Genomic DNA, 13,676 nt, shown 5'->3' with positions numbered 1-13,676 from the left:
TCCCATTAGTTGTGGGCATTAATCCATCATTATAAATGTAGAGATTAGTATCGAGCATTAACAGCCATACATCTTCCGAGGGTGTTGCAAGATAACTTAAAGTAGACTTATCTTTGGAAATGGCCTCATCATATCCAAAGTTATTATAGATTTTTTCAAAATCACCTTGATCTATGGTATCAGCTCTATACTGCTTATCACCTTTAAATTTTCTAGCCCAGGGATTTTCAATATCGTGGTTTCCAGGGATAACAAAAACACGTGTCCCTGCTTTCTCTTCGATGCCTTCTAGCTTCTCTGCTAGTTTTAAGTGACTTTCTTTTTCTCCGTTATAAGTTAAATCACCACTTATTATAAGGATATCCGGTTTATTTTTAGTAACATCGTATTCAAAGGCATCTGTAATCTCATCAATATAATTAAGTTGTCGCCCATCACCGGATGCTAATATTTTTTTAAAGGCCTCCCCATTATCATTTAAACTTTTCGCTAGATAGTGTATATCAGTGGCAACAACCATTGAAAGTTCCTTGCCGGACTCAATTTTATTAGGTTCCTTGGAGCTGCAACCAGTAAGAACTGATAAGGTTAGTACCATAGATAAAACTAAAGAACAATTTCTACTTTTAAACATAAACATCCTCGCAAAATACATATTTTCATAAGTTTACCAAATTTCTATAGATTTTTCTATCCAAATCTATAAATACACTAAATATAACACTATTTATTTTCTCACACTACTTACTTAGAGATTGTATTGCGGGTTCAAGGGCAATTTCCGCAGCTCTGTGCTTAGGAAAATGAAATTAATCAATAGATATACATCAAAAGGCTATTGTCTCTCTTCATTTAGAGCCGCATATTCCAAGGATAAAAGGTAAAAGGAACTTAATCACGTTGTTTCTCTTGATTTTTATTAAAAAAAATGTTATCTCTTTTGAGATAACATTAATTCATTATTTTCCTTAATGAGATTTTGCATTGGACAAATTGACCAACGCAAAATTGCACTGGATAGAACATAAGTTGTATTCATAATGTGTGAATTGCTCCAGGGATGATTTTTTTCATTCCAACTGCCATGAGAGCTAAATTTCCTTCTAAAATCGTCAAATAAAATGAGCTTATTCATTATTTAACAAATATCAGTTTATAGATTTGTACTATTATTAATGGCATGAAGGATAATCCATACATAAACGAATATTGATTTAAGTTAAGTGAAGTTACTTCAAAAATACTCATTATTGGCTGGAAGGTTAAAACTGCTTTTAATAATAGGTACCCTATTATTGCAGCAATCCATAAATATTTGTTCGAGAAGACACCTATCTTAAATATGGATTCCTTTGATCTTGAGTTAAAACCATGAAGTAATCTTGATAAACATAGAGTTGCAAATGCCATGGTACTTGCAATAGTAGTATCTCCACTTGATAACCCCACATGGAAGGCAATCATTGTAGCTAAAGCTATTAAAAATCCTTCTAAAATAACTTCTATAGTAAAGGCTTTGCCTAGTATAGGTTCATTTATTCCTCTTGGTTTTTCCTTCATAATATTTTTATTGTGAGGTTCTAGACCAATAGCAATTGCTGGTAGACTATCTGTAACTAAATTTATAAATAATAGATGTACTGGGGCGAAAGGCACAGGCAATGCTAGTATTGAAGCATAAAGCACCGATAAAATCCCTGCAGTGTTCCCTGATAATAAAAACTTTATTGCATTTCTAATGTTAGCATATACGCTTCTACCGTTAGAAATAGACTTTACAATGGTGGAGAAGTTATCGTCAGTAAGCACCATAGAGGCAGCATCCTTTGCAACTTCAGTTCCTGTGATTCCCATGGCGATACCTATATCTGCTTGCTTTAGGGCAGGAGCATCATTTACTCCATCTCCTGTCATGGCAACTACATTTCCTTTATCCTGCCAAGCTCTTACTATCCTTATTTTGTGTTCTGGTGAAACCCTAGCATAAACTGAAATATTCTCTACTGTATTTTTTAACTCTTCATCACTAAGATTGTCTAGTTCATAACCTTCCATGGCTTCTGATTCATTTTTCAAAATTCCTATTTCCTTTGCAATGGCTGAAGCAGTGATTATGTGGTCCCCAGTTATCATTACAGGCTTGATTCCAGCATTAATACAATCCTCCACTGCCTTTGCAGATTCCACTCTTGGCGGGTCAATCATGGCAATAAGTCCTACGAATGTAAGGTAATGTTCATCCGCTAAGGTTAATTCCTTATCCTCATTAACTTCTTTAAAGGCAAATGCCAGAACTCTTAGTCCATTTTGGGAAAAAGACCTATTTGTGTTTTCTATAGTGTTCTTCATTTCTTCAGTAATTGGCGCAATTCCCTGTGAAGTTTCTATACTTACAGTTCTAGGTAAAACCACATCCAAAGCACCTTTAGTAATCATGATTGTTTTTCCTTGAATTTTATGCACTGTACTCATAAGCTTTCTATCAGAATCGAAGGGAAGTTCTTTAAGCCTTCCAATTTCTTTTCTTAGGTGAAGTTCATCTAGATTATAAATTTCTCCCAGGTTTACCAGAGCAATTTCAGTTGGGTCACCAATTTCCCTATCTTCTACGGTTACTGCATCGTTACACAGTAAAGACATAAACACAAGCTGTTTTTCTATTTCTCTATCATGATTTAATTCATCATGATTTACTACTTTTCCATCTACAAACACCTTTTGTACCGTCATTTTATTTTGAGTAAGAGTTCCTGTTTTATCAGAACAAATTACAGATATACTCCCAAGGCTCTCCACTGCATGAAGCTTTCTTACAATGGCATTTTCCTTAGCCATCTTTTGAGTGCCCAGTGCAAGAACTACAGTAACTATGGAACTTAAAGCTTCTGGTATAGCTGCCACTGCAAGAGATACTGCAAACATAAAGGCATCGATAATTGGTTCCCCTCTAAAGATGCTTAAAGCAAAAATCACAGTAGAGATAGCAAGTATTACAATAGCTAGTTTTTTTCCGAAGTTATCGAGTCCTATTTGCAATGGCGTTTTTCTTTCCTTTGCACTTTCCAAAAGGTTTGCTATTTTACCTATTTCCGTACACATTCCAATGGCAGTGACTAAAACGGTACCTCTACCATAGGTTACAAAGCTTCCAGAGGACACCATATTTTTTCTATCCCCAATGGCTACATTTTCTCCCTTAATGATTTCGGTTACCTTATTAACACTTTCTGATTCTCCTGTAAGAGAACTTTCATTAACTTGAAGGCTGTAACTTTCAATTATTTTTCCATCAGCACTAATGTAATCTCCTGCATCTAGATGCATTATATCTCCAACCACTAATTCCCTAGATGGAATTTCAATTTTTTCTCCATTTCTTAAAACCTTTGCATTAGGAGAGGATAGTGCTTTAAGGCTATTTAAGGATTGTTCTGCTTTAATATGCTGCACAGTTCCTAATATGGAATTCACAATAACAACTACTAAGATTACAACGGTACTTTCAAACTTCCCAAGAAAAGCTGAAATTATTGCTGCAGCAATTAGGATTATTACTAGAAAGTCCTTGAACTGCGCAAGAAATACCGCGAGTGCTGTTTTCTTTTTCCCCTCTGTTAGTTCATTATATCCATACTGCCCTCTTCTTTTATCAACTTCTCCCGTACTTAGTCCCTGGGAAGTTACTCCCACAGTACTCATCACCACATCAATGGTTTTATTATAAAAATTATCCATACGTTTATTTCATCCTTTCATAGTTTAATGCAATGTTGAAACTGCATCTACTTTTTTTATATAATTACAGTTGTATTTTTCGCGACTAAAATTCTTAGGGAGCATATGAAGGTTTAGTTATTCCTTCATAAAAGCCTAAGGAAACTAAGGTACCTTCATGTAATAGTTAATTATAAAATAAGTTGCTATAAAAAATATGAATTGTACTTAATAACCACCACCTTTAAATTATGAACAAGTTCATTTTGAGCAACTTCACTTTGAACTGCCATCTTGGAAGGAAATCTAAATCCCATAAACCTTTAATTTTATACAAGGACATCCCTCTAGGAAAATGAGATAATTCTTCTTCAAAATGTTGTTAAATAATGGACTAATTTGTTCCCAACATATTTTTAGAGAAAAACAAAAAGACCCTACAGCTAGGACAATTCTAGCTGCAGAGTCTTACAAAACTATATTAGTTACCAAAGCCGGGATATTCTCCGAAGTGACGACTTTGATTTCTGTTAAGTTAATCAACAAGTTGATTTCCACTAAAATGATTTTCATGAAGTTGGTTTTATACAACTTCCTATTGATAACTAACAGATAGTTACTCCCTCTACAAGGATTTATTAAATTTATTAATTTACAATTTAAATGATCTTGGGTTTCAGCAGTGTTGTAAAATTATAATGTGAAGGTTCTGCACCCTCTTGTGACTATATTATTGTACTTTGCATGCCTTGTCAATGAAGTTAACAAGGACTTAAACTGCTCTTAACATTGTTTAACCATGTTAATCTCCTCAAAGTGATTTTTATGTAAAGGAATTTTGAGAACGGAAATCTCCGTTTTCTAACTGAGCATCATTTATGTCAAATCTTTGCTGCTAAATCCCTTAAGTCTTTCTCTACGTATAACAATATCTTTTGCCTGTTCTAGGCTAATACCCTCAATTGACATGAAATCAATTTCTGTTGCAGTGTTAATATCAATTTTATACTTCACTAGGTGATTTGGGTTCCAAGGCACTGGTGTTATCTTTGAATCAGTTTCTATCCATATATCCTTATATATGGCAAAGTCAAGAGGTATTTCCTTTGATAAAACCTGGGTGATCCAGTGTTCCTTTTTTCTTCTCACTTTTGAAAGATATGCTTTAAACTTTTCCATTTCTCCCTGTCTTCCTATTCTATATAGATTACCAAATATATTGGGAGCCTCATGATTAACTGTAGCAAAATGAGTTGCAGCTAAAAATAATTTTATTAGTTCCTCCCTTTCAGAGGGAAACAGACTACCATACTCCACTATGAAATTAATCATGGGATTTGGAACGTTTAAGTTGATATTTGTTAGGGTATATAGAACCTTTAGGTATAGGTTTGTAACTGGGTGAATATCCTTTGAAGCTTTGAACTTCTCATAAAAAGACTTTTCAACATAGGTTAATTTAAAAACTTCACTTTTATATATTCCATAAAATATTGATGCTATAACTCCCTCAGAACACATCATTTGTGCTCCATTCTTAACCTTTTCAGGAGTGAAAGCTGATGATGTTATATGTGCCATATGAAGATGATTGTAATCTTTAAAATCTTCCTCATAAGGATAAGCAGTGTGATAAATAAACCGATTGTTCTTTATTGCATGAATTCTCATTTTGCTATCTCTTATCAAACCCAGGAGTTTACATCTTAACCATCATCCCATATTTCCTCTGATGGATTTCCTCTGAGTTCACTGGCTACAATTTCTAAGTGTTCTGCAAAGCCTTCGCTAAAGGTCATATAAGGATCTGTAATTGCAGAACATGTGTGAAACTTATTGGATTTGGAACTCCGCATAACAAGTCCTAATCTATGAAGCCAAAGGTGAGAAAACTCATGACCAAAGATTTCTTCTATACCTGAACCTTCAATGTTATCCCAGTTAGTGTAAAAGGCAAGACAACTAAGTTCTGGATAATCTGTAACCCCATTGGAATCCTCTAGCCGAACTCCTATAATCTCTGTGGGGTCTGTCCAATCTGTTATGAAAACTAATGGCGTTTCTATGTCCAAATAACTATTAAGATAAACACCTAAACTTAGAAAATACTTTATTCTAATATCCTGAAATAATTTGTTTATAGTGATAGATTTATGAGAACTTTCTTCTAACACTTTTCCATGTATAAGCTTCCTACCTTCTTCATTCTTTATAACCTGCGGCTTTAATGCTTCCGCAAAAATAATTTTCATATCTCTTCCCCTTTGCCGTTTGGCATTACCCTAGTAAGTCCAATATATTACAATCTATAATTCTTACTGTTTTTGTAGGCCAAATATACCAGGGACTTCAAAGATTTTTCTTCAAGATATATTTAAGGTTAAGGTTAATTTAAATTAATAAGATACCTATAGTTGATACCACTGACTTAATACGACTCAATGGCAATTCATTAGATAACTTATACATAAGTGTACCTAGGTTTCTTCCACCTTCAATCACTCCCAAGTATTATTTTTCTCAATACTTTTCAACTATTTCATTGGAATTTACCATTTAAATTGAAATACTCCTTTCTCAGTGTTATTATTTTATGGGACAAGGATTAGGGGGTTTTATCATGTTAAAGAAAAAATCTAAACTTATGGCTTTAATTACAGCCATTTCAATATCAACAACACTAATCGCTGGATGTGCAAATAACGCAAGTACACAAACTGGCACTTCCTCTGAAGCTAAAAGCTCAACTGAGGCAAAAACTGAAGTTGCTTCAGTTAAAACAATCACAGGTGAGGATCTTGTTAAACAAAATTCAGGAAAAGAGAAAGATAAAGTACTAATTATTGATGTACGTTCACCTGAAGAATATAAAGCAGGTCATATTCCACATGCTATTAATATAAATATAGAAGGTTTTGAAACAAGACTTAATGAACTTGAAGGCTTAAAGGACTTCCCAATTATTCTTTATTGTAATTCTGGAAATAAAAGTGGACAAGTTGCAGAAATTTTAGCGAATAAGGGTTTCACAAATGTTAGTAATGCTGATGGTGTGAAAAAATTCCAATATGACTTAGTTCATTATGAAGATGTAAGAGGTGCTGCATTCCAAAAGCTTATTGATACAAATAAAGACATTGTATTAGTAGATGCTAGAGAAGAAGCTCAAGTTAAAGAAGAAGGAATGATTCAGGGAGCTATAAATGTGCCTTTTAATGCAGTTGAAGCAAATCTAGACAAGCTACCTAAAGATAAGACTATTGCTCTATACTGTAATACTGGAACTAAAAGTGCTGAGGTTGCTAAACAATTAGAAGGCCTTGGTTATGATAAAGTTGTAAATTCTACTGAAGGTGTAAAAGAATTTAGTTTTCCCTTAGTAAAATAATAGAAAACATGGCTGAACAATAATTTGTTCAGCCATGTACTTTTTTGTTAATCCTTCTTGAGGGAAAAATCTATAAGTGCAAACTTTTTAATGTAACTGACAAAAGTTATGTGCTAAAATATTAACAATCTATTTCTCATGGCAAAACAAGTTGTATTCACAATTTTTTATCGCCCCTGTGACGGTTTTTATAGAAATGTTTCACTACCTGCATCTTATGATTTTACAATTAAAACATTTCAGTATTACACCCGGGAGTCTTCTTTGATGTGTCATATCCCAATTCATAATATTGGTTATTATTGAACTCAAAAGTTTTAATTACATCAAGTTCAATTTTTTTAGTATGTGCTTTAAAAGATCTGTTATTAATTTGATTAATAAATGTAATTAAGATAGGATACCTTTTTCTCATTTGAAGCCTTGATAACTCAAATATATTAGAGAGAACATCGGATCCACGATAATCCTTATGAATGCAAACTGGGCCATATTGATAGGAATTTTCCATGGAAAGAGTTTGTCCTAAATATTCAGTATGTGGTAAATCCTTTATCATATGTTGAAATAACGGCCATGCTGACCAATATTGCCAAGATGCTGCCATGGCATATGCCACAACTTTTTCACCATCACAAGCAATAACAAGTCCATTTTCTTTTTCAATTAGTTCCTTAAATTGGTGTTCAGTAAATAAAGTTGTAACAAATCCATCGATTTTATCTTCTTCGCTTATAGTTGATATATGGTATTTTTGTTGTAACTTTAAAATATTAGGGATGTCTTTTAATGTGGCAGTTCTATATTTCACTTTATTACCTCCTATCTCTTTTAACCCTTAATCTTATTTATGTTGTGTATACTTACATATTTTAACATATTATAACATTAAAAAGAAGTGGTACAGTTCATTAGTATTCATTTTTAGCTCATCTATGATTTCCATTAACTGTTCCCTTGTATAATTTCTGGTGACAAAACAAATTGTATTCACAACCTGTTAATCATCCCAAGGATATATTATAAAGGCGCAAAACAACGCTGATTTACATAGCTTGTGAATAAACGATCTTTTAATCTTCGATTATTTAGTTAAATATTCTTCTAGCCTATTTACGCTTTCCTTTTCCCCCCATTTGTTGCTGGGTGATTTCAGTGATCTTTTCTCCATTCACCGTAACATCTCCACCATTTAATTCAGCAGTTCCATCAGAGTCAAAGGCTGACCCTGCTTCTACAGTAATTGTTCCTCCATTAATACAAATATTACCATTTGAATCAAATGCGTCAGTATCACCATCACCCATGGTTACATTAATTGTTCCTCCGTTTACTTCAATGGCAGCATTATTACTGATTTTTGGAGTGGCATTTATTCCATCATTCTTGGCAAACATAGTAATCTCACCACCGTTTATCTCGATATTGGTTGCCTCCATGCCTTCTTCACAGGTGTCTATATTCAAAGTGCCACCATCTATTTGGACAATGCTATTTGCACGGATTGCATCATCAGAGGCTGTGATATTCAATGTACCATTTTTAATATAGATATATCCAAGAGAAGCATCTTCTTCATTTTCGCTATGCAGGGCATCCTTATCAGTAACTATGGTAATAGCTCCATCATACACAAGAATTGCATCCTTTGCCTCTATACCATCTGCAGCGGAATCAATGGTATAAGCCCCTCCAGTAATTTTGAGATCATCCTTTGAAGTAATTCCATTACCTGTTCTAGATACAACTTCTAAAGTTCCGGTTCCGTTAAGGGTCATATCTGCTTTAGAGTAAATAACTGCATCTAAATTAGTATCTCCATCTTTAGCGTATTGTCCTGATACTTCCATATGATTCTTACTGTTAGTGGATGTAACAAATACTTTATCTGCAGTTTTTACATAAATTGCAGGTGAATCTTCATTAGTTATGCTGACGCCATCTAGGACTATCTGTATCTTCGCATCCTCTGCTGCTTCAACCGTAACCGTCACATTTTTTACTTCACCGCTTAACACATACACACCTTCTTTATCCAGTATCACATCTTTCCCACTTTCCAATTCAATCTGGGTTCTAGTTGCAAGGTCTGCAGACTGTTCTAAATCTTGATCACTGAACATTTCAGATGTATTTAGAGAACCTTCAATCTTTGAAGCAACATTAGCTGAACTATTATTAACTGCTGTGTTGTCGCTTGATGCCACTTTAGTATCTGCCGTTTGAGTGGTTACCGCATTTTCATTTCTATTTTGTGCCTTAGTACATCCTACAAAAGAAGCACCAAGTAATAAGGTCATAGTTACTATGCTTATAGTTTGAATCATTTTTCTTTTCATAAATCAACACCCCTTTTATATTCACTGTCATTCATTTACTATTTATCAGAAATTTATTTTTCATCAGATATCATTATTGCTTCATGTGATATTTAAATCATAAAACATGTACCTTAAACCAACCTTAAACATTTATACTTCTTTGTGAATATCCATAGTACTGCGTAAAAGTCCCCCCTAAAGCAAAATTCCCCCAAACTAATCAGTCTGAGGGAATCTAAAACACACTTCAATTTTTACCAGAAATTCTTAAAATCCTTTCATATCTGCCTATTTCTGCTCTACTAGATCTAACATTTCCATTACTTGATGACCCAGCAATTATACTACACATAAATGCAGTAATTTTTATAAGTGAATTACTAGTTAATAATCTTGCGAATCTTTAAATTTCTAAATTAGATGTACTTGTATAAAGATAGTTTATAATTTTTTATAGCTCCTCATTGCAAAGATATAAGCAACAACTATTATTGCTATACACCAAGCAAGTGCAACCCAGATATCATCTACTACTGGCTTATTTGCTAATAGGTTACGAATAGCTTCTACTATAGGAGTCACAGGTTGATTTTCAGCAAACACACGTACTGCTGAAGGCATTGTATCTGTTGGTACAAAGGCAGAACTGATAAATGGTAAGAATATTATTGGGTAAGAGAATGCCCCTGCACCATCCGGTGTTTTAGCAGCAAGTCCTGCAATTACAGCAATCCAAGTCAAAGCAAGTGTAAAGATACCAAGAATTCCAAATACCGTGAGCCATTCTAAGATTCCTGCTGAAGAACGGAAGCCCATTAATAATGCAACAAGTATAATAACTACTACAGAAATTCCATTTGAAATTAATGAAGTTAATACATGTCCCCATAATACTGTGGAACGAGCGATAGGCATAGAGTGAAAACGTTCAAAGATACCACGCTGTTTATCTATAAACAATCGGTAAGCTACATATGCAATGCCACTACCAATAGCCATTAACATTATACCTGGTAATAGATAATTAACATAATTTTCTGTGCCTGTTTCGATTGCACCCCCAAATACATAAACGAATAATAACATCATGGCAATTGGTGTGATACAAACTGTAATAATTGTATCCATACTTCTAAAAATATGACGCATAGAACGTCCAAACATAACACTCATATCTTTGAAAAAATTCTTATTTGTAGATTCCATTTATTTCTCCTCCTTTTTACCAATGATTGTTAGGAATATTTCTTCTAATGTAGGTTGTTTCTCAACATATTCAACTTTTGCAGGTGGAAATAATTTTTTCAATCCATCAAGTGTATCTAGAGCAATAATTTTCCCTCCATGAAGAATTGCAATTTTATCTGCAAGTTGTTCTGCTTCCTCTAAATATTGAGTGGTTAAAAATACCGTAGTTCCTGCAGTTGATAACTCTTTTACAATTTTCCAAACTTCTAAACGTGCTTCTGAATCAAGACCTGTGGTTGGCTCATCTAGGAAAATAATCTTTGGATTTCCCACAAGACTCATTGCTATATCAATTCTTCTTTTCATACCTCCAGAATAAGTACCCACTCTTCTGTCTGCTGCCTCTGACATGCTAAAACGATTAATTAACTCATCTGCTACTGCATTTGGATTCTTAAGATGCCTAAGTTTTGCTATCATTTGAAGATTTTCTCGACCAGTGAAAATCTCATCAATAGCAGCAAATTGACCAGTTAAACTGATAGACCGTCTAATGTCCCCCGGATTTTTTTCAATATCAAAACCATTGATCTGAGCACTTCCAGCATCTGCTTTAAGTAAAGTAGCCATGATTCTAATCATGGTTGTTTTTCCGGCTCCATTGGAACCTAGTAATGCAAAGACGCCTCCCTGCTCTACTTCAAAATCTACTCCCTTGAGCACTACTACATTTTTGTAAGATTTCTTTAGCCCTTTAATTTGTATTATATTTTTTTTCATTTTCTTTTCCTCCTCCTAAATATGGTAACCTTTCTAAAATCTGCATCTAATCCTTTCAATGCAGCTTCAGTAGTTATGATAAAAAAAGAGCCGACAACTGTGATTTCACTCACATGTTATCGGCTCTGCGTCTTAGCGTCTGGCTCTTTAATAACTGATATATTCAGTTGTTTAACATTAATTATGGTTTCCTGTTTACACTTGGGGCAAAATAGTGGGAAGTTTTCAAGCACCGTATCCTCACGTAACTTCAGCCTTGTTTTGTTGCCACACACCGGGCATAATATCCACTCGTAATTACACACTCTACCATCCCCTTACTTCATGTTTTTGTTCACCACTATGATTTTAATCCCTGCAAACATTAAGCTGCTATTCACCGTACTCCATCTTTTCAGGTGGCACAGAGCTTTCAATTCAATTGCTTTTAAGTCTCCATATATCCCTTTTACTTTGTTTTATCCGTAACCTTATTCATTGCATTACTAACTTCTTGGTTAACAGATTCTTGATAGATGTCAGCGTAAGTTTTTGAATCTTTAATTAGATCGTCGCAGAAAGCCGCTACGTCACTGCCTGTGACTTCTAGCACCTCTTTTCCCAAGGCCGCGCCCTGTTCAAAAAGATCGATAATCCCAGACAGTAAACCTATCCCGTCAGTTAGCTCAACAGGGCCCACCTTATAGAGATATTTTTGAATTTCTTTATAAACAATCTGAAAATCATTCGGAAGCGCTTTCACACGCGCCACGTGGGCTCTCCACTCTTTTTTGCCTTCGATTATATCTTGTATTCTCATTTTGTCCTCCTATTTACCTAATTTTTTAGTGATATTATTATTGAGTTGCTTGCGCCACTTGTCGCGAAAAGAATTTGCCCCTTCTTCCCCCACTAGTGCTAAGCAGAAGCCTTTGATATCGTCACCCAAAGCCTCTTGTACACTCTGACCCTCCGCAGCGGTTTCTTCCAGCAGGCCAAGCACACCATCAAGAATTGGCATGAGGTTTCGACCGGTGAAATCTGAGTGCCCCCAAAGATTAGACTTAATTTTTTCCCATGCTACTTGATAATCAGCAGGTAGGTTTTTTGCTCGGGATTCAAAAGTTTTAAATTCTTTAGTTATGTCACTTCCCGTAATTTTTTCCCAAAAATTCATTATTTCTTCTCCTTTAACTCATTAATTTTTGATGATACGAATTCCCATCTTTCCCAGAACTTCCGAAGTTCCTTACCCCCCGGATCAAAGTTGGAGCCATTCAGAACATCTTTTTAGTAGTTTTTTTCAATCCTTTTATGGTTATGGCTAAATCAGTCATTTTGAATCGGTCACCTTCCGAATTTATTCAATATATCGTGGTTTAGTTTCTTGCGCCAGTTTTCTGTATATGTTTTGGCGTTGCGAAGAAGTTCATCACAGAACGCTGCCGCGTCCTCACCAGTGATTTCCAATACATGTTTGCCTTCAGCTGCGCCGGCCTCGAACAAATCTATCAATTCATATTGAATCTTCAACATGTCATAGCCGTTACCTGCCGCAAAATTCCACATATATTCTTGGATTTTTTTATATACGAACTGATAGTCACTAGGCAGCATTTCTACCCGTGCCATCTGTTGCTTATACTCTTTTTTATCCCCTACTATTCTTTTAAAAAGTTCCATCATAATTACTTTTCCTCCTTTAATTGGTTGATTTTCGACGCTACGAACTCCCATTTTTCCCAGAACCTTCGCAGCTCCTCACGGCCCGCATCGTTGAGGGTGAAAAACTTTCGTGGCGGTCCCTTGTCGGATGACTTTTTCGTAATCTCCACCAGTTTATTTTTCTCAAGCCTCACCAAGATGGTATAAACTGTGCCATCTACAACGTCCGAAAACCCCAGGACATTCAGCCTTTTCGTAATCTCGTAACCATATATTTCCTCATGGCTGATGATTTCAAGAACACAGCCTTCCAGTACTCCTTTGAGCATTTCCGTAATATTTTCCAAATGAATCACCTCTTCACTATCTAGTATTACCGATATTCTGTATCACTTACTACTACTATATAGTATCACGTAGTAGTGAAATTGTAAAGGGGTATTTTTAGAAATCTAAAATATCTCCTTAAGTAATATGTGTGGGCATTTCATTTTGTTTATGTGAGGAGTGCTGGGTATTTGCCTTTTATTTGTAATGGACACCATGTAGTGAGCTTGATAGGTAGGTTTTGAGCTATATGCCTTTAATTAAATATCTTTTCAAATGAGCAAATTTGAGCACACCTCTATAGACTGTCTGCA

At 34.8% G+C, this 13,676-nt stretch carries 14 protein-coding genes and 1 pseudogene; 1 reads left to right on the top strand and 14 read right to left on the bottom strand.

Features of this window, described 5'->3' with window-relative positions; genetic code table 11:
* The 4 genes from RR409_RS14905 to RR409_RS14890 form a co-directional block, all read right to left on the bottom strand.
* A partial coding sequence (locus tag RR409_RS14905) for a metallophosphoesterase (protein ID WP_332558560.1) occupies positions 1-634 on the bottom strand: 634 nt, incomplete at its 3' end.
* Between the two features lie 500 nt (positions 635-1,134).
* Complete coding sequence (locus tag RR409_RS14900) at positions 1,135-3,735, bottom strand: cation-translocating P-type ATPase (protein ID WP_332558559.1); 2,601 nt, start codon at positions 3,733-3,735, stop codon at positions 1,135-1,137.
* Positions 3,736-4,590: 855 nt separating this feature from the next.
* The gene (locus RR409_RS14895) at positions 4,591-5,385 is read right to left on the bottom strand and encodes a hypothetical protein (protein ID WP_332558558.1); all 795 of its coding nucleotides are present in this window, start codon (positions 5,383-5,385) and stop codon (positions 4,591-4,593) included.
* A gap of 35 nt (positions 5,386-5,420) precedes the next feature.
* Positions 5,421-5,966: a hypothetical protein gene (locus RR409_RS14890; protein WP_332558557.1), complete on the bottom strand. Its 546-nt coding sequence runs from the start codon at positions 5,964-5,966 to the stop codon at positions 5,421-5,423.
* 368 nt (positions 5,967-6,334) lie between these two features.
* Between RR409_RS14890 and RR409_RS14885 the strand changes: the two genes are divergently transcribed.
* Positions 6,335-7,102: a rhodanese-like domain-containing protein gene (locus tag RR409_RS14885; protein ID WP_332558556.1), complete on the top strand. Its 768-nt coding sequence runs from the start codon at positions 6,335-6,337 to the stop codon at positions 7,100-7,102.
* A gap of 229 nt (positions 7,103-7,331) precedes the next feature.
* On the opposite strand, the gene RR409_RS14880 is transcribed toward RR409_RS14885, so the two are convergent.
* The 10 genes and pseudogenes from RR409_RS14880 to RR409_RS14835 form a co-directional block, all read right to left on the bottom strand.
* Positions 7,332-7,913 (bottom strand): GNAT family acetyltransferase, encoded by a 582-nt coding sequence (locus RR409_RS14880; protein ID WP_332558555.1) that lies wholly within the window; start codon positions 7,911-7,913, stop codon positions 7,332-7,334.
* A 298-nt stretch (positions 7,914-8,211) separates the two neighbouring features.
* Positions 8,212-9,441, bottom strand: a complete 1,230-nt coding sequence (locus RR409_RS14875) for a carbohydrate-binding domain-containing protein (protein WP_332558554.1) — start codon at positions 9,439-9,441, stop codon at positions 8,212-8,214.
* 423 nt (positions 9,442-9,864) lie between these two features.
* Positions 9,865-10,629, bottom strand: coding sequence for an ABC transporter permease (locus RR409_RS14870; RefSeq protein WP_332558553.1), 765 nt, complete (start codon positions 10,627-10,629; stop codon positions 9,865-9,867).
* Positions 10,630-11,391, bottom strand: coding sequence for an ATP-binding cassette domain-containing protein (locus RR409_RS14865; protein WP_332558552.1), 762 nt, complete (start codon positions 11,389-11,391; stop codon positions 10,630-10,632). It abuts the gene before it with no gap.
* 116 nt (positions 11,392-11,507) lie between these two features.
* On the bottom strand, positions 11,508-11,696 hold the full coding sequence (locus tag RR409_RS14860; RefSeq protein ID WP_332558551.1) for a cysteine-rich KTR domain-containing protein: 189 nt from the start codon (positions 11,694-11,696) through the stop codon (positions 11,508-11,510).
* A 143-nt stretch (positions 11,697-11,839) separates the two neighbouring features.
* On the bottom strand, positions 11,840-12,190 hold the full coding sequence (locus RR409_RS14855) for a DUF1048 domain-containing protein (protein ID WP_332558550.1): 351 nt from the start codon (positions 12,188-12,190) through the stop codon (positions 11,840-11,842).
* 9 nt (positions 12,191-12,199) lie between these two features.
* On the bottom strand, positions 12,200-12,547 hold the full coding sequence (locus RR409_RS14850; RefSeq protein WP_332558549.1) for a DUF1048 domain-containing protein: 348 nt from the start codon (positions 12,545-12,547) through the stop codon (positions 12,200-12,202).
* Positions 12,547-12,633 (bottom strand): annotated as a pseudogene (locus RR409_RS14845) (PadR family transcriptional regulator); the annotation flags it as partial. The pseudogene RR409_RS14845 and the gene RR409_RS14850, both read right to left, overlap by 1 nt.
* 84 nt (positions 12,634-12,717) lie before the next feature.
* A complete protein-coding gene (locus tag RR409_RS14840; RefSeq protein ID WP_332558548.1) occupies positions 12,718-13,056 on the bottom strand; it encodes a DUF1048 domain-containing protein in 339 nt (112 codons plus the stop codon).
* A 2-nt stretch (positions 13,057-13,058) separates the two neighbouring features.
* Positions 13,059-13,382 (bottom strand): PadR family transcriptional regulator, encoded by a 324-nt coding sequence (locus RR409_RS14835; protein ID WP_332558547.1) that lies wholly within the window; start codon positions 13,380-13,382, stop codon positions 13,059-13,061.
* Positions 13,383-13,676 lie beyond the last annotated feature (294 nt).

The organism is Clostridium sp., assembly GCF_036642255.1.
Taxonomy (GTDB): domain Bacteria; phylum Bacillota; class Clostridia; order Clostridiales; family Clostridiaceae; genus Clostridium_J.
This window is presented reverse-complemented; position numbering and strand designations above follow the sequence as displayed.